Raw genomic sequence first — 17,531 nt, 5'->3', positions numbered from 1 at the left:
TAAGTGCGCTTCCCTAGTCGTTCGTTACTTCCACCGCATCCAGATTGATGATCGCCGCCGTAGCCGAAACGCCGCGCGTGCCGGTAACGACGATCCGCAGCACGTGCGCGCCTTCCGCCAATGCCCCGGTATCATACACGGGATGCTTGTATTTGACGCTTGAACTGTACATATCGACCGAGTTCCGGTATATGCCGTCGATATATATATCCGCGATGCCCCGGGACGAGCCTACCAGGCTGAGAACTTTCGCTTGCGTCCCGTAGAATGGAATGTCCGCGTACACGCCTGCCGCGCTCGTCTGTCTTGAGGAACCCCCGAATGCCGATGCATTGCTGCTTGCGGACCAAACCGAGGAATAGAGAACGAGCGGATCGGTGTCGTCGATCGTCCCGGGTTGAACGGCCGGGTCGATGATCGCAACGCCTTCGGAGCCGGCGGACAGCCTGCCGGCCGCATCCGCGGCATACAAGCGATACCAGCCGCTCGATAGGCCTGTCGTATCGAGCGTGACCGGCGTTCCTGCAAGGGCGGCCGCCCTTAATCCCGACGGGGAGCCTCCTGCCAGCGCAACAGCCGACGGTGTCGCCTCCGTATCATAGGGGACGAAATAAATCGTTCCGGGCTTGGAGCTGGTCGCCGCTACCATCCCGTCTTTGACGACGGCTCCCGCAGTCGCCCCGCTCAGCTCGGGCGCCGCATGGACCAACCGCAGCGCATCGAAATTCACGTACGCTTGCGTAGCCGCGGCCTGCTTCTCTCCCGTTACGACGAGACGGATGCGATGCACGCCCTCGGACAAGGTGCCGGTATCATATACCGTGTGCTGGTATTTGACAGTCGGGCCGTACAGGTCGATCGTTTCTTTGTACACGCCGTCGACATACACGCCGGCTTTGCCTCTCGAAGCGCCGACCGTGCTTGCCACTTGGGCCCGCGTCCCGTAGAAGGCGAGCTCGACATAGTCACCCGCCGTTCTGGACTGTCTGGAGCTGGCTCCATAAGAAGAATCATTCGCCGCTTCGGTCCATGTTCCCGAGTAGTATGCGACCGCCGCGGAATCGTCTATCCAATCGCGTTCGACGGAGCCGTCGATGATCGCGAACGGAGCGGAGCCGCTCGATACGTAGCCTCCCGTATCGATTGCATATAAACGGTACCAATTATCGGGCAGGCCTGTCGTGGAGAGCGAGCCATAGACGTTTGCCGATACCGATGCGGCACGGCCGTATACCGATGCTCCCACTGCCTCGAGCTGATTCCTCGAAGCCTCCGTATCGAAGGGAACGAGATACAGCATTCCCGCTTTGCTGCTGATAGCGGATGCGGGATTGCCCGCCGCGACCGCGCCTGCCGTCGCATGCGACAAGCTCGGACCGATACTGCCTACCTGCAGCGCGTCAAAGTTAACGAACGCGTTCGATGCCGTTTCGTTCCGCTCTCCCGTTACGACAAGCCGGATGACATGCATCCCTTCCTCCAGAACTCCCGTATCGTATACTTCTTGCTTGTATTTGACCGTAGGCGAATAGGTGTCGATTCTCGCTTGAAACGCCCCGTCCACGTATACATCCGCTTTGCCCCGCGAAGCGCCGGCCATACTGAGCACCTTCGTTCCCCTTCCATAGAAAGGAATTTCCAGAAAGCTGCCCGTCGCCCGGGATTGTCGGCTTGCCCCTCCGTAAGAAGAAGGGTTAGCAGAGACGGACCATGTCCCTCCGGAGCGTATAAGGGCATGCGAGTCGTCTATATATGGCTCATAGCGTGCCATAATCACGAGTTCCTTGCCGACTGACACGTTGTCCCACGTGTCGATCGCATACAGCGCATATCGTCCTTCCGGCATGCCGGTCGTGTCGAACGACACGGGAACGTCGGACAGCGCCGGGGCGCTTTGCCCATAGACGATTTGACCGACACTCGAAACAGCCGCCCGGATGGCGTCGATATTCGCCGGAGTGCTCGCCGCTACCAGATAAACCGCCCCATATACGGAGCTTGTGGCCGTGACCGGCACGCCGGCCAACACACCGATCGGCGTCGCGTCGGCAATAACAGGCGCAACCCTGGTTGTGAAGCCGATCGGTACGACCCGCGTCTGATCCTTCGACACATATACCGCATCGGAAACCGTCCGCACAAAGCCCGGATGATTGACCGTGATCCGCCGCCAGCCTTCGGGAACGCCCGTTATCGCATACGTACCGTCCGTTCCGGTAATTGCGGCCATCGAATCGTTTCCCGTCACATTTACCGCCGCGCCGCTTACCGGCTGACCGGCCGGATCGTAGACGGAACCGCTCACCGTACCGACGTTCGAATAGCTCGGGGCGGAGCCGGAAGAGGTCGAGCGTTCCACATTGGCGATACGGAACGTATGGACGCCCGCCGGCCAATGCTTGTGCGGAAAATAGGTCTGCTTCGAGGAGCCGTCCGGCTGGAGTACGAAACCGGGATCTTCCCCCGCCAGCACAAGCAGCGTCTTCCCTTCATGCCGGCGAACCTCCTCGATTGCAAATCCTTTGGCGGAACCGTCCGGATGCGCGAGGATCAAATAGGTTCCGACTGCCGTTTGCGGCACGGCCGCCGTCGTCAGGATGCCGTTATAGGCCGCCCCGTCCGCCGTTCGCAGCGTATCCGCTACCGTACCGGTTATTGCGCCATCGGAGACCAGCACATCCCCGGCCTTCTCGAGTCTCGTCCCCGCCGCCAGCTCCATCGCCAGAACTTGCCCGTTGACGAGGCGAATCAACCCCGTCTCGCCATACAGCGCGACGTCCCCGACGATCAGCGGCTGCTGGTGAACGGCGTAGTCCGGATTGCTGAGCAGCAGGTCGACCGTGTCGCCATACGCCACCTGAACCGCCACCGCGCCCGCGGGCGCCTGCTGCGGCTCCAAGCGGTCGATCGCTTCGATCCGCGGACCATCCGCGTCCCGGAACGGCTCCAGCACCGTTGCGAACGTGCTGCTCAGATTCGTTCCGTCCCGGCGCAGCACGAGCTTCGGCATCGTATATTTATCCGCCTCGTCGTTGTTGTCCTTGCTCTTGCCTTCCAGTCGAGCCGCTCGCAAGGAAGGGGAACGGCCGAGGAACAGCTCGTTCGAGCCCGATTCCAGCAAACCGGTAATATGCATGCCCGATTGCCGGACGCCGTCTTCCTCGGTAACGAGCGTCACTTCGTACCGATCATCCGGCAGCTGGGCCTGCTTCACATCCCGCACGTAAATGTAGCCTTCATAATGTCCTTCCGCGCTGCCGCGCGACAAGTTGTCCACCGGTTCCACCACCCGGGTGCCCGGCGGCAGCAAGTACGGACCGTACTCGTCAAGCGTATGTCCGGTCGTGAAGTAAGCATCCCGATTCGCATCGCCCTGAAGCGTATATTCGTGTCTGCTCCCGCCCTCTACACGAAACAGATCCAGCACGTAGCCCTGCTGGCCGTCTCCGTCGGCAAACGGCACGTACCACGGCTCGCGCCGGTATTCGGACACTCCCGGATAGGCGCTCTCATACGACGCTCGCATCGCCTGAGAGCCGCCGGCACGCGGTACGAACAGCTCGATATCGCCCCCGTGGACGGAGGTATCGTTCACCTGCGCATTTTTGCTGTCGACGACAACCGTATTGTGGCTCATCGTCGATAACGAAAACCATCGATACTTCGTATTGAACGTATAGCCCAGATCGGGCAGCAGCTCCTGCTTCTGCGCGTACAGACCGAGATTAAGCGGATCATAGTGTATATGCGTCGGGTATTTAGGCTGATAAGCCAAGTACAGCTGCGTCTGGTCCAGCCCTTCTCCGCCGGTCAGACGTCCGATGCCGGCCGAGGGGAGCAGGAGGGAGCCGAGCTCGGCCGGGTTCGAAGTCCCGTCGTATGCCCATGTATCCTGCACCGGGTAATAGCGCCCGTTCGGATAGACGAGCTTCCGCGAATGCTCCAGCGCTTTGGCTATGATCGGGAACTGCGTGGCCATATCGAGATTGGTCAGCCTCCGTCCCGTGCGCGGCGAGACATATCCTTCCGGATCGGTCCATCCCTGAAGTCTGTCGCTCGCCGACTGAATCCCGTTAATAAGCGCGGTATGATACGAAAGCGACACCTCATTCCAAAATCCGTCGGCCATGAACAGCGACTGCATGAACTGTTCCATCTCGTTGACTGCATGGTGAATGTAGTCCGGCTCCCGGAGCGCTTTTCCGAGCTCGATCAAGCCGTTCCAGTTCGTGGACGACAAATTGCCGAGGTTTTGGGCATGCTTCAGCACGTAATCGACCGAGGGACGGAACATCTCCTCGACCAGCTTCTTCTCGACATCCACTCCGACCTCCGCGCTCAACACCTCGAAAGCGTCCGTTTGCTTCACGAGCGAATACGCTTGTACGAGCGGGAGGAGAGACTGCAGATCGGAGCCGTACCAGCGGTACCACATGCCTCCCCAGTACGAGAACGGCGCTCCCGCCTGTTTCGGAAACGACCGGTTATACCAGGCTTGGTCGATCGTCGGGTTGTAGCCTTCGTAGCGTTCGGCGAAGCGATACAGCATACGCGCCGCTCCGAGCGGATCGTTCTGCGCGATTGCGAGCGTTTCGCCGAGCGCCTTGTCCTTCTGCAAATACCACAGATGTCCGGTAAGGAAAAACTTTTTGCCCTCATTGTTTTCATAGTACGGAATACGTACCGTTTCGCCTTTAGCATTGATCGTTGCGAGTTCCCGGTCCTCCTCGTACTGCACATTCGGATATGCCGTGTCGGTCCGGGTAGCGACGATGCTTCGTCCATCTGATGAAAGCGCATACAATCCATCCGGATACAGCTCCGGCATTTCCGGCAAACCGACATAGCGAAAGCCGGGCTGCTCCGGGATAAGAGCCAGCGATTGCACTACTCGCGACGACGCTGCCTGCGGCGTTACATGTACGGGCTCGGTTCCGGACGACTGCAATGACGGGGCGATCGATATGCCCGATGCGATCATGCTTTCCTTATCGAACGCGAGAGTCGCCGCCAATGCTTCGTCGGAGGACGAAGGGAGCGCAACGATCCTGAGCTGGTACATCCCTTCCACATACGGCTCGGCATGCGAGAATGCGATGTCGTATGTGCTGCCGGATCGCGCGACCGCGTCGATCGGGACGGCCTCCCAAGCCCGGTCGGGGCTTTTCCAAAACAATTTGAAATTTTCCTCGGGGATGGTTCCGCCCGAATACTCGAACGATACTTTCTTTTTCGCAAATTCGCTATACGCAAGAAGGCCGGCCTCCGGTGTCCAGCGAATCGCGTCGGCGGGACTTCCCCCGACCTCGGGAACGAAGCTGTCGGCAAGCTTGCCGAAAAACAGGCTGCCCATACGTCCTTGATTCACGACGCCGGCATTCAAACGTCCTCCGTTCCCGTACCGGTCCCAATTCGTCGCGGAACGAATCGGCATCCAAGAGGTTAGCGGACGAACAAATGCTTCATGAATATGAACAATATTCATTCGCCATTCCGCACCCTCGTACACCCCGCCCGCGGCAACGGCCGACAACGGGATAGCCGCTTCGACGAACGTGTAGCCCCCCGAGGCCGTAATCGAATACTCGATGCCGGTTAACAAAGTACGGCCGGCGTTCAAGGATTGATCGCTTGCGTGCGGACTCCATATCGTATCGGTTGTAGAACTGTCGGTCGGATCGACGATCAGGCGCGATACGAAGTGCTCATCGCCATGAGATGCCGGACTGAGTACGATTTCGATTTTGGCGAGCGTCGCGGCTTCCTCTTCATCCATCGTTGCTCCGATGTACAGATAGTCGTCGTCATAGGCCACCTTATACTGGACCTCGTAGGGCAGCCCCTCGCCTTCATGGGCGGTTCTAAAGTTATCCAGCAAGGCGGCGCTATTCCATAAAGGCTCGCTTAAATTGCCGTCGATAACGGGGGCGGCTGACCATCGTGGGGCAACCGCCCACTTGTCGGCATAGTAGTCGATCGGCTTCGGCTCGGCCGCGGCATGCCCCCCATCCGAACCCCAGGCAAACAAAAACAAGCCCGCCGCGCATACCGCCCCGACAACACCGATGGAACCGCGGCTAGGCGAATATCGTTTATACATCGTTACCGCTTCCTTTCCTCTCCCTTATGGATCATAGCGGATTAAAACCCCCATCGTTTGCTCCGGCGTATCCATGCATAACCGATAGGCTTGATCGATATTGGCAAAATCGAACCGATGCCGAATGAGCTTCTTTACGGAGAGCCGCTTTTCGGCCAGCAAATGGACAAATTGCTCGACATTTCGCCCTTCCGTCCATCGCACATAGCCTATCGGATAATCGAAGCCGGCCTGCTCGTAGTTGTCGTCGTAGCGCCCGGGCCCTCCCGCCCGGGAAATGCGGATTTGCGCTTCCTTGTAGAACAACGCGTTGCGATTGAACGAAGTATTCGGCACGCCTACGATAACGATGTTGCCCCGGTCGCGCACCCACTTGATCGCTTCGTCCAGCAGCCGATCGGACTTGTGTCCCCCGCATAGAAGCACTGCGTCCGCCCCCGGACCTTCGCCGAGCGCCGCCGCCACTTGCTCGACCTGCGAGCAGCCGATCGCACGCCTGACCGTCGAACGAAATAGATCGCAACGGCTCGCCTCGATATCAAAGCCGATTACCCGATAAGCGGCGGCGTCTGCTATTTGCGCCGTGATCTGCCCCAGGATGCCCAGCCCGACGACGACCATCGTCTCGCCGAACTGCAGCTCGGCTTGTCTTACGGCATGGATCGCGATTGCGCCAAGGCCGACAAAGGCCGCCTCCTCGGGGTCTACGTGATCCGGGACCGGAGAGGCCAAATATTTGGAGGCGAGACGGTAATCGGCATGCGATCCCCCTCCATAGCAGGCGACCCTTTGGCCGATGTCCAGATGCCGTACGCCCGCTCCCTTGTCGACGACAATGCCCACGGCGTTGTAGCCAAGCGCCGTTCCGTTGGCATTGCCGCGCAACACCATCGTTTCCGTTCCAATACTGATCGCGGAATATTCCGTCTTCACCACAATCTGATGTTCTCCCGGCTGCGGAAGCTCTCTTTCCACGATGACGGCTTCCCCGAGCCGGGCTATCGTCTGCTGCTGCATCTTCATAAGCCTATACTCTCCTCTATCCGAAACGACACAAGTATGGTGGTCCGGCAATATGGAATCCGGCGCCTTCCCCTTTCCGGGAGAGGTTCGCCGGGTGGATTGCCGGTCTTATTTGCTCCGTTCTTTCTCTACTTCCTTCTTCAGCAGCTCGTCCAGCTCCCGGATGCCTGTGTTCAAGTCCGTCTTGTTCTGCGCTATCTTAATGAACGTTTGCTGCAGCAAATTGTCCTGGGCGCTGCCTCCTACGTCCGTCTTGCCGGCTTCCCGCTTCGGGGTAGGATCGGTCGGAGGATAGACGAGCAGCGCTTTCATATTTTTTGTGCTGTATATGGGATGACCCTTGCCCAGAGCGTTCTGAATGTCTTTATTGACCAACGTTGTCGTTATGCCCTGACGCGAATCCTCCATCTGGATTTCGTCCGACAGCATGTGCATGATGACCTGGAACGCCTCGTCCTTGTACTTGCTTTGCCGCGTAATCGACCAATACGCCGGAGATCGCTGGCCCATGCGCTGCGGCGCATCCTTCATGCTCGGTACCGATACGATATTCCAGTTCACTTCGGGCGGGACGATGTAATAAATATTGTGCTGACCCAGGTGAATGGCCGATTCGCCTTTCGCGAACAGTCCGGATTCCAGAGCGGGCGTATTTTGTATTTCGTTGTTCGGGATGCTGTAGAAGCGGAGGAAGTTGTTGAATATTTTTTTCCACGTTTCATGATCGGCGAGTCCGTCTTTGCTCGGGTCGAGAATCGGATGGGAAAATACGTTGTCCCGAAGCTGTGCGCTCAATGCTCCCGTATAGCCGCGTATCACTTTGTCTCCGTCGACACGGCTCAATCTCTTGGACAAGTCATAGATTTCATCCCATGACATGCCGTCCTTCGGATAAGGAACTCCGAATTTATCGAAAAGATCAATATTGTAGTACAATACTGCCGGGAAATACGGCGGGACCGGCAAGCCATACAAAGCCCCCGTCTGACCCGCGGCGATGTTATCCTGAATGAAGGAGGGCACGAAGCGGTTCAAATCGTACTTGTTCTTCTTCACAAGCTCCGTCAAGTCATAACCGAGCTGCAAGTCGAGGTAGCTCGCCTTCATCGAAGGAGCATCCGTACGGATAATATCCGGTATGTCTCCTTGAGCGACTTTATTGTTGATTGCATTGCCGGTCGTGTTCGTCTGGTAATCGAACGTTATATGCGGGAATTTCTTCTCCAGCGAGGAGCGGAAGCGGGTGTCGAATTCCTCCGGCTTTACGCCCGAAGCATAAATCGTCAGTTTGAACGGTTCCGGCGGCTTCTCCTGAACGGCTGCGGACGGCTCCTGCGGCTTCTCCCCGCCGCTGCATCCGGCGACGGCAATCATCGCGGCCGGCAGGCAGAGCGCCGCCCATTTCCTGCGATTACTCAATGGTTGATCCCCCTATCGATCTGAGTCAATCACCGGTTTGTCAACCGGCTCCATCCATTTATTCGGTCAAGCAGGTGTCCAGCTTCTCGAGCAGCTCTTGCTCGGATATCATATCGGCCCAGTACGCTTTCAAATAAGTGGTCATCGGGGCAAGCGCCGTCAGCGGAATAGGCAAATCGGCATGCGTCCGGTACGAAAACATAATCTCTCTGAACATCGCGTATCTGTCGGGGGTTGGCAGACATCCGGTCTCTCCGACGGGCGCTTCCGCCGTCTGCATCGCGGGAATGCTGAAGGAATGGCAGCGCAGGAGACTTTGGGCGCGCTCCGAGGTCATATAGTCGAGAAATGCCCCCGCCTCCTCCTTGCGCGAGGAACTGCTGCTGATACCCGCGCCGGTTGCAAGGACGAACGTGCGGGGCTCGCTTATGAAGGGCAGCGGGGCGACGTCGAAGGCGATGCCCGAATCTCTCCACACGTTCATCCCCATATAGCTCGAAATTACCATCGACAGCTTCCCTTGCTGAAACATCTTGGAAATGTCCTCATTGCCCTCCGACATGTACATCGGGAACACTTTCCGATTATGGACAATGCTCTTGCACAAACGAACGCACGCCAGAAACGACTCCCGGTCTCCCGACTCCTTCGTCAGCTTCTCGCCGCGTACGGCAATGGCGCTTTGCAATAAAAAGATCGGCCACCGGTTCGTATCGGGCAGATGAAAACAAAAGCCGTAGCGCTCGCCATCCGTCAACAGCTCCGCATGTCGGACGAGATCGTCCCAAGTCCACGCCCCAGTCGGCTCGGCCAGACCTTTCTCCCGGAAATGCCGCCTGTTGTAGCAAAGCACGATTGGAGAGAAAATGATCGGCTGCATTCGCTGCTGCCCCTCATGCATAAAAAGCCGGTTCAGTATGGGATACATCCGCTTGTTCTCGGGCAGCGTCTCGAGCATGTCCGCCTTGTTGTCCAGACCCAGCATTTGAAAATCGAGCACACTCAGCAGCAGCAGATCGTATTCGGGCGATCCTTGCATGTGGAAAGGAAGACTGCCGCTGGAAAACAGCTTGATTTGTACGTTGATCCATGGACAAATACGTTTGAAATCTTCCATGAGCTTGGGAAGCGCCGCATTTCGAATGGTCGTTTCATTGCATCCTACCGTAAGCGTGACGGTAGTTCGGCTTGTAATAACCCGATTTCCGACATTGGGCACCTTCTCGATCCATCCGTCGTCGGCAAGCTGCTCGAGTCCTTTGCGGACAGACAAATTGCCAAGTCCGAATTGCTTGGACAACGCTTTCTCCGAAGGCAAATATTCGCCTATCGCAAACTTCTTTTCCATTATTCCGGTTTTCAAATGGCTAATCATAAGATCCATCTTGTGGCGAAATTGCTCGTCAGTCGGTCTCCCGCGCATCTGCATATCCCCTTGTCCGTACCCGATAGGCTCCCTATGGGTAGTCGATTTATGTCTTAATCATAAGAATCGCCTCCACATATTTCAATTCCGGTTTTTATTTTTATATAAATAGAAAACCGGTAATTAAAATTCTTGAAATGCCTACTACATTTTTCATTCTACCATGCGTATTTTCTAAAATAAATGTTTTTATAAAAACCGGATTTAATAAATTTATTATTTATTAAAACCGGAATAAAAAGAGGCCCACACACAGCCGAAACTGCGGAAGCCTCTTTGTTCGAATAGATGGGTCGGGAATGAAGACAGCCGGAGAAACTGTCCGACAAATCAAGGAATTCATACCCGGATCCTAATTGGGGACTATATACGATAATTTTGCCGGAAGCCCGAAGGAGTAGTGCCGATCTTGGCTCTAAACACGCGGCTCAAATACGAGCCGCTCTCAAAAGCGCATCGATAGGCAATAGCATCCAGCGTTTCGTCCGTTTCAAGCAGCAGCCTTTTTACTTCTTCCAGGCGGAGTCTGGTTATGTACTCCACCGGCGTCGAACCGTAAGCGGAATGAAAACGCCGGGTCAGTTGGGACTGCCCGATGCCCAATTTATCCGCGATATGCTTCAGACTGATTTCTTCGAACAAATGACGGTGGATGTACCCGGCGGCCAGCTGCATAATCGGATCGCTCGAATCTTTTCCTTTGACGGCAAACTCCCGTTCCATCTCGCACAAGAATAGAAGATCGAGCAGCAGCGGGATGGTCAAGTATTTGGCGGACGACATCCTGCCGATTTTTTTTTGCAGCTTGCGCAAATAGGCGTAAGTCGATAACAGCCTCTCCGTATCCCGAATCGCAACTTTCCCGACAGGAATGTGGGCCGACCCGGGTGGTTCCTTCATCGACCAATGAAAATGAAAAACATGGAACGTGACGTCCTCTTCGGCTTTGCGTTTGAACAACGTATCCGGAGGACATAACACCAAATCCCCGAAGGCGGCGCGGCCGCGCTGGCTCATAATCTCGAATTCGAACGATCCGGCTTCCACTCCGAGAAGCGTATAGGTACTATGCGTGCTTTCCGGATACATAAAGCTGGGTCGCGGACCCGTGTAAACGCAATGTACTACTTCTATACCCCCGGGTCCCATCGTCAGCATTCTATCTCCCCTATTCCATTCTTCCCTGTTCCGATCGCCGGCGCCATGACGCTGCCGCAACCCTCATTCTATCAAATTTTTCGTCCGTTTTATCGTCTTTATACAATCTTTACCTTTGAACGATCCGGCATACAAAAAAATGAAAATAATAGCTCAAATTCGTGCATGTTCGGTGTTTGGGTGCCGAATGTATGATTAATAACAGCTTTAACTATAAGGAGGGCTATCAATTGTTCGCATCGGGCAGTCCGTATTCTCGTTTTTCGTTCATGAAATTTGCTTTTGTTGGGAAGGCGCTTTCCTCTTATCGGTTTCTTCATGCTCCTGTCATGCTGGCTTGTATGAGCGCTTGCCTGATAGCGTGCGGCGACTCGGGTCGGCAAACGACGGAGGAACCGGTTAAGCAAGCTCGCAAGGAGCCCGTGGAGCTCGTATTTTTTTCTACTTCCGGTTGGAGCGAAGAGGCATTCAACGAACGGTTCGGCAATGCGATCCGGAGCAAATTTCCGGAGTATACGATCCGCTATATTCAATCCAGCAAAGAAGTGACTCTGGAAAGTCTCGTTACATCCAAAACGCCCATCGACGTGTATTGGGACACGCACACGGCCACTTTCAGCAACCTTGACCGTTTTAAAATCCAATCCGATATGAGCGAATTGATCCGAAAGCATAACGTCAATCTCAATACGCTGGACCCGGCGGCCGTTCAAATGGTGAAAACGATGTCCAATGGCGGAATGTACGCCTTGCCGTTAGTCAACAATACCGAGGTGCTCTATTACAATAAAGATATATTCGATAAATTCGGCGTTCCCTATCCGAAAGATGGCATGATGCGGGACGACATGCTGGACATCGCCAAACGAATGAACCGGACCGATAGCGGAGTCGAATACTACGGGCTGGGGACTTATCCCTCCTATTCGTTGGCTTTGAGCCCTTTTTCTATCCCTTACGTCGATGCCAAGACCGAGAAAGCGACGATTCAGTCCGATCCCCGTTGGAAAACCGTTTACGAACAATTAATAACGGCGTATCGTACTACGAACAACAAGAAAATGTCGGATCCGAACCAGTTTCTGAAAGGGAATATGGCGATGTTTATGGGTCTGGCCAATATGTTCCTGAATTTTGATGTATCGACCATTAATTGGGATATCGTCTCATACCCGCTGTATAAGGAATTGCCCGGTGTCGGACAGCAGTCGCTTCCAACGTTGTTCAGCATCACCTCGCTCGGCAAGCACCCGGATGAGGCGATGAACGCCCTTGCGTACATGCTTTCCGAGGAAGCGCAGAAGTCGTTGTCCGAACGGGCGATCATTCCCGTGCTGCAGACGCCATCGGTCACCCAAGCTTTCGGTACAAAAGCTCCGTACAAAAATAAAAATTATGCGGCCATTCTCAAAAATAAATTTTCCGCTTCCCCTCCCTTGACGGTATACGACACTCGCGCGCAAAACATTTACCTCAAGCCTCTGGAGCAGCTGGCACAAGGGACGGTCGATCTCAACACCGCCTTCCGGCAAATCGAGCAAGAAACGAACCAGATGATTGCGGAGGAGAAAGCCAAATAATCGTCACTGCCCCTCCTGCATGCAATTATCAATGTGCAAAAAAGTGAAAATAATATGTTAAATTCCTGTATTCTATTCACATTTCGTCGAATGTAAGATGAAAATAAGTCCAAGAACAAATAAACGACGACTGGGAGTGGAACGAATGGAATCGACACAAACGCCATTATCGAAAAGCAGAACGTCCAAGAGCGGACCGTCCATCATTGATTGCGATATTCATGCCAGCATCCCGCATGACGGGCTGAAAGCTTACTTGCCGAGAATTTATCGGGAGCAGATCGAAACGTGGGGGAAGAGGCTGCCCGGACAAAACCAAATGTATATGAACGGCGGCACGAACGGATCGATGCAGGAGCATCAACCGACTCGCGGCGGAAACGATGAAGACGCCTATCTGAACTATATGAGAGCCAACCATATCGACAAATTTAATTTGGCCTACGGCATACTGACGGGCAGCGATTACGGCGTGCACACGACACCGGATACGGATTACGCCGCCGCTCTCTGCTCGGCCTCCAACGACTATGTTATTGAACGGTATTTATCCCGGGATAGCCGACTGAAAGGCTCGGTGCACATTCCGAAGCAAGATCCGATTTTGTCCGCGAAAGAAATAGACCGTGTCGGTTCCCATCCGGATATGGTTCAGGTCATTGTATCCAATGGCGCGGAGAGGCCGTACGGCAACCGGAGGTATGAACCCATCTATGAAGCTTGCGTACGGAATAATTTACCGTTTGCCATTCATGTGAGCATGGAAGGAATCGGGATCAACCATCCGCCGACAGGCGCCGGCTATGTAAGCTACTATGCGGAATATAGAGCGGCGCGCACGCAGATTATGATGGCGCACCTGGCCAGCTTTATTTTTGAAGGGGTGTTTGTCAAATATCCCGATTTGAAAGTGATTATGGTGGAAGCCGGCATGTTATGGATCGCCCCGTATATATGGAGACTGGATCAGGATTGGAAAGCGCTGCGTCATCAAACCCCATGGGTAAAGGAGCCGCCGAGCGAGTATTACCGCAAGCATGTTAAGGTCACCTCCCAGCCGCTGGAGCTGCCGCCGCAAAAAGAGCTGTTCATGCCCATGCTGGAGGCGATCAGCGCCCGTGACAATTTGATGTTTGCGAGCGACTATCCGCATTGGGATTTCGATTCGCCGCTGCTTGCTTTTCCGAAAATCGACGAGGATATTAAACGACGCATTTTTTACCAAAATGCCGCCGACCTGTATAATTTGTCGTCCGTGAAGCTTGCAGAGGGAGGTGTTCAAGCTTGAGCCGCCACTGCGTGGGAAGCATATCGGAAATTATGCCGGGGTCCAGAAAAATCGTGGAGATCGGCGGACGGAGTATCGGCGTGTATAACGTAAACGGTCACTATTATGCGATCCGCAATCTTTGTCCGCATCAGGGCGCTCCCCTCTGTTTGGGGATTACGACTTCCTTCGTTACGTCATCCGGCCGCGGCGATTTTTGCTTCGAGCTTGAAGGAGAAATCGTTCGGTGTCCGTGGCATTTCTGGGAGTTCGAGATCAAGACGGGCTGTATGGTGGTCGACCCTAAAACAAGAACGAAAACATACGAGGTTACGGTCGAGCGATATGACGTTACGATCGACGAAGAACAGCTCTTTATTCATGTTTGACCAAGAGGATCATCCAGTGGCAACCTGACGCAACAAACCGGCTGTACGGCAGCCGGTTTGAATGTCGGATTCTCGCGCCGGCAAGGCTGGCAGCGGATCCATTAAACTACTCCTTCACCTATAAGCCGCAAAGTGACGGTCGCACGTTTTACATATGGAGACGCTCCTCTAGATGAGATCATCAGCTCGTTGTCGCCCGGCTGAACAACAGGAATTTCGCCTGCGATTGCCGGAGTGTCGATGACGCCTCCTTTCACGTCAAATACGGCGCACTCCCCTTCGGCCGAACATTCCAGATACGTGCCGCTCTTTAGCTCGGTCATAAAGGTAACGGATTGTCCGTTTATCGTTACGGTCGGGTTAACCAACACCTGCTCCCGGTGCGGCAAAACGACGATCGGCTTCATTCTGAGATCGTATTGATCTTTGCCGCTCGTCAATATGTCAAGATAATGGATTCGATCGTAATTTACCGCATTCGTATAGCTCGCGTAAAAGTTTTTCACATCGTCGTAAACTCGGTATTCAAGCTCCGTTCTCGGCCAGTCGCCATGTTCCATCTCGCCGTTTTGCGATTCGTAAAAGGAGAAGTAGCGCCAACCCGTAAAGTCAACCTTCACAAAGTGATCCGCCATCGCCGCCCCGATCCACAAATCGCTGCGCAAACGTATATTGATCGTCTCGCCGCGTCCGTCGCCGCATATCCACACGCCGATTCCGCGCCTGCCTCCGGTATCGATGGGCTCGTCGAACGCGAAGGTCCGATTCAGCTCCAGCGGCGCCGCTTCATCCAGCTCCAGCAGCAGTCGGGAATCCGGCGAATCGTACGGCTCCGCGGTCCATAAAGCTTCTATCCGAATGAACGGCTTCTGTGCGCTATATGGATTAACGGCACGAAACGCATTTCTGCCTTCTTCGAAGCTTTCGCTTAAATCTTCGGGTTCGACGACGCGCCACGTCACGTTCTCTGTCGTCGCGGTCGCTTGTCGTTTCAACAAAGCGTTTGCCGACAATCGCGAGAGCGCGAATCCATAAAATAGCGGAACTGGCATATGCTATTGACCCGAATACGAGTGTCGACAGCGAAATAACGGAAAACTATTCCTCTATTACACTGTTCACTACCCATTTTCACCCCGATAGATCGAAATAACGGAAGCCTGTTCCGTTATATTCAGGAGTGTAACGAAAATCGGGACAATAGCGGAATTCTGTACCGCTATATACAGGTAACGTGTTGCCTACGCTCACCAAAAGGCCTCCACCCTGCTTAAGAAATATGGCGATCTGGTTCGCACCATTAAATCATTCTGCCCGTTAACATAGCGAAGACGGCCGAAGCTTCTCCGGACGCCTTCATTGATATCTATGGAGATCTCGTTTCCCGTTATACAAGATGAACTAAAGAATCGACTAAGAGTAGCCTAATGCAATGGAAGAAGGGAATTGGCCGGGTTCGACGACCTTGAAAATCGGATTGATTCCACCGAAAAATGTCGTCTCGGCCGCATGTCCTGCATCTATAATCCAGCTTTTCTGGTGTCGGCAATAGCTGCATGAGCACGGTCCCAAGTCGGAAGGCGGGTCCGCTATCCACAAGCGGGCGAACCATATTGCCGTGCCGTACCGCGCAGGGTAGGTAGCGGATGCGAGGAAGGGGACCTGCTGCTCGGGACCGGCAGTGGTTAAGTCTTCGTCTTGGATCGTAGTACGCCTCCTCTTACACTTAAGTAGGCTTCATTTAGCTCAAGTGAAGTAGAGGTGTAACCGATGTCCGTTTCATACATTCTTACGAAAACAAACTTCATCCACCCGCCCTCGGGATTTCCTAAATCCAGGGTGTCTGGAAATTCGCCGGTATTGGTACAATCTCTCAACATGATTACACGATAGTTGTGATGGCGAGCACTCGTACAAGTGTGAAATAAACAGGATTTAATACTGAAGCCCACTGCGATGATGGTGTCTATATTCCATGTTTTCAAATAATAATCGAGGACAGTCCCATTAAATCCATCTTTATGAGATTTTGGAATTACGGGCTCGCCTTCAAGCGGTTGTATTCGTTTATTAAACTTTGGTATTAATGGCTTCCAGCTATTTTCCATATCATCCAGTCCGTGTATTCGTGTCGTGACATCATTGGGCCCACCGACACCTGATATAGCATTGTAAAGGTAAACAATCTTCATTCCCGACTCTCTGGCGATCTTAAGTGCTGTAGCTATATGATTTTCCACAATATTAATATCCGCTGCCGATTCATCGCAATCGACCAAAAGGAATGCTGTCGACTTTGGAACAATACGAAGTGCTAATTGTGGATCGGCATTGTATTTTCTTACAGGCAAGTTCATTTCTTTGCTCATGTAAAACCTCCTCTATTTTTATCCATATTATAACAATGCAATATTACGGCAAGTAGATTTACTTTTGATTTACTCGTCTTTCCTGCCCGTGAGCGCAAAAGGAGGCCGATCCATCGCTGTCGGTAGCGATGAGATGATCCAGCCTTGCAAGTCTCCCAGGGTATGGAAAGGCCAACCTCAAGAGGTTGGCCTGATACTAAACGATATTAAGACTGAATGAACGCCCCGATAAATGTGATTGCTCCGACTGCATTGGCTGTGCCCGTAGTTGTTAGCGCGTTTAACGAATACGTGACGCTGCCGGTCCCGGGAGTCAAGTCAATATGGCTTACACTAATCGTACTGAACGTGCTATTTCCCGTTCCATGCTGATTGATGCTATAAATAACAGTTGCTCCGCGGAGCACTTGCAATTGGAATATTGTAGTCCCTGCAGTAGACTCCCAACCCACGATACCTTGCAACCAAACTCTGCCGCCTGCCGAAGCCCCGGTTATTGTAATCGACTTTAACGTAGTTGCGACAGCTGTAACTGCGATAGCTGAGCTGCCGACAGTATTGGGTGAGTTTTCGGATACCTGTAATTGTTGCAATAGCCCCGAGGCTCCCGTGGCTCCCGTTACTCCGGTTGCTCCTGTTACTCCAGTTGCTCCTGTTACTCCAGTTGCTCCGGTTGCTCCGGTTGTTCCTGTTGCTCCTGTTGCTCCTGTTGCTCCTGTTACTCCAGTTGCTCCCGTACCCCCGGTTGCTCCTGTCACACCGGTTGCTCCCGTCACACCGGTTGCTCCCGTCACACCGGT

10 protein-coding genes and 1 pseudogene are annotated in these 17,531 nt (G+C 54.0%); 3 read left to right on the top strand and 8 right to left on the bottom strand.

From position 1 onward, the window contains the following. Positions 1–13 precede the first annotated feature (13 nt). The 5 genes from FE784_RS30610 to FE784_RS30590 form a co-directional block, all read right to left on the bottom strand. Positions 14–6,100 carry a carboxypeptidase regulatory-like domain-containing protein gene (locus FE784_RS30610; protein WP_139606068.1) on the bottom strand — a complete coding sequence of 2,029 codons (6,087 nt, stop codon included), beginning with the start codon at positions 6,098–6,100 and terminating at the stop codon, positions 14–16. Between the two features lie 24 nt (positions 6,101–6,124). After that, positions 6,125–7,123, bottom strand: coding sequence for a zinc-dependent alcohol dehydrogenase (locus FE784_RS30605; RefSeq protein WP_139606067.1), 999 nt, complete (start codon positions 7,121–7,123; stop codon positions 6,125–6,127). Between the two features lie 108 nt (positions 7,124–7,231). Beyond that, entirely contained in the window at positions 7,232–8,542 is a 1,311-nt protein-coding gene (locus FE784_RS30600) for an ABC transporter substrate-binding protein (protein WP_139606066.1), read from the bottom strand. A 58-nt stretch (positions 8,543–8,600) separates the two neighbouring features. Continuing rightward, positions 8,601–9,965 (bottom strand): extracellular solute-binding protein, encoded by a 1,365-nt coding sequence (locus FE784_RS30595; protein ID WP_176706643.1) that lies wholly within the window; start codon positions 9,963–9,965, stop codon positions 8,601–8,603. 366 nt (positions 9,966–10,331) lie between these two features. Further along, positions 10,332–11,126 carry a helix-turn-helix domain-containing protein gene (locus FE784_RS30590; protein WP_139606064.1) on the bottom strand — a complete coding sequence of 265 codons (795 nt, stop codon included), beginning with the start codon at positions 11,124–11,126 and terminating at the stop codon, positions 10,332–10,334. 191 nt (positions 11,127–11,317) lie between these two features. Between FE784_RS30590 and FE784_RS30585 the strand changes: the two genes are divergently transcribed. The 3 genes from FE784_RS30585 (at position 11,318) to FE784_RS30575 (ending at position 14,362) form a co-directional block, all read left to right on the top strand. Next, positions 11,318–12,706 carry an ABC transporter substrate-binding protein gene (locus FE784_RS30585; RefSeq protein ID WP_139606063.1) on the top strand — a complete coding sequence of 463 codons (1,389 nt, stop codon included), beginning with the start codon at positions 11,318–11,320 and terminating at the stop codon, positions 12,704–12,706. A gap of 145 nt (positions 12,707–12,851) precedes the next feature. Next, positions 12,852–13,994 (top strand): amidohydrolase family protein, encoded by a 1,143-nt coding sequence (locus tag FE784_RS30580; RefSeq protein ID WP_176706642.1) that lies wholly within the window; start codon positions 12,852–12,854, stop codon positions 13,992–13,994. Next, positions 13,991–14,362: a Rieske (2Fe-2S) protein gene (locus FE784_RS30575; RefSeq protein WP_246132266.1), complete on the top strand. Its 372-nt coding sequence runs from the start codon at positions 13,991–13,993 to the stop codon at positions 14,360–14,362. Before FE784_RS30580 ends, FE784_RS30575 begins: the two co-directional genes overlap by 4 nt. Positions 14,363–14,463: 101 nt before the next feature. Here FE784_RS30575 and FE784_RS30570 read toward each other — a convergent pair whose 3' ends face one another. From FE784_RS30570 to FE784_RS42145, 3 genes and pseudogenes are all read right to left on the bottom strand, one after another. Further along, complete coding sequence (locus FE784_RS30570) at positions 14,464–15,357, bottom strand: hypothetical protein (RefSeq protein WP_139606061.1); 894 nt, start codon at positions 15,355–15,357, stop codon at positions 14,464–14,466. Positions 15,358–16,047: 690 nt separating this feature from the next. Continuing rightward, a complete protein-coding gene (locus tag FE784_RS30565; RefSeq protein WP_139606060.1) occupies positions 16,048–16,731 on the bottom strand; it encodes a cysteine hydrolase family protein in 684 nt (227 codons plus the stop codon). 206 nt (positions 16,732–16,937) lie between these two features. Next, positions 16,938–17,531 (bottom strand): annotated as a pseudogene (locus FE784_RS42145) (collagen-like protein); the annotation flags it as partial.

It is taken from the genome of Paenibacillus hemerocallicola, from assembly GCF_006265175.1.
Taxonomy (GTDB): Bacteria; Bacillota; Bacilli; order Paenibacillales; family NBRC-103111; genus Paenibacillus_AB; species Paenibacillus_AB hemerocallicola.
The sequence above is the reverse complement of the archived record's forward strand: the minus strand, read 5'-3'. Positions and strand labels throughout refer to the sequence as shown.

Coding starts and splice junctions, on each gene's coding strand:
- FE784_RS30595 (WP_176706643.1), bottom strand. CDS start 9,965: ATGCGCGGGAGACCGACTGACGAGCAATTTCGCCACAAGATGGATCTT.
- FE784_RS30605 (WP_139606067.1), bottom strand. CDS start 7,123: ATGAAGATGCAGCAGCAGACGATAGCCCGGCTCGGGGAAGCCGTCATC.
- FE784_RS30590 (WP_139606064.1), bottom strand. CDS start 11,126: ATGCTGACGATGGGACCCGGGGGTATAGAAGTAGTACATTGCGTTTAC.
- FE784_RS30580 (WP_176706642.1), top strand. CDS start 12,852: ATGGAATCGACACAAACGCCATTATCGAAAAGCAGAACGTCCAAGAGC.
- FE784_RS30585 (WP_139606063.1), top strand. CDS start 11,318: ATGATTAATAACAGCTTTAACTATAAGGAGGGCTATCAATTGTTCGCA.
- FE784_RS30610 (WP_139606068.1), bottom strand. CDS start 6,100: ATGTATAAACGATATTCGCCTAGCCGCGGTTCCATCGGTGTTGTCGGG.
- FE784_RS30565 (WP_139606060.1), bottom strand. CDS start 16,731: ATGAGCAAAGAAATGAACTTGCCTGTAAGAAAATACAATGCCGATCCA.